Annotated in this window: 1 protein-coding gene; it reads left to right on the top strand. The window is 68.2% G+C overall.

Going from position 1 to position 233, the window contains the following annotated elements; genetic code table 11:
• Nucleotides 1-233 (top strand): TonB-dependent receptor plug domain-containing protein (locus ACY35P_RS15725; RefSeq protein WP_462116771.1); only part of this gene is annotated, 233 nt, incomplete at both ends.

The following is a 233-nucleotide window of genomic DNA, read 5'->3' as shown; positions in this document are numbered from 1 at the left end:
TCGCTCAACCGCGAAGAGATCCAGGCCCAGGGCCTGACCTCCGTCGGCGACGTGATCCAGAACATCGCGGCGAACGGCTCGACGCTCAACACCACGTTCAACAACGGCGGCAACGGCGAGACGCGCGTCAGCCTGCGCAACCTCGGTTCCGCCCGTACCCTCGTGCTGGTCAACGGCCGTCGCTGGGTCGGTGGCACCGGCCTCGGTGGCGCGGTCGACCTCAACACGATCCC

It is taken from the genome of Lysobacter xanthus (assembly GCF_047159895.1).
The sequence above is the reverse complement of the archived record's forward strand: the minus strand, read 5'-3'. Positions and strand labels throughout refer to the sequence as shown.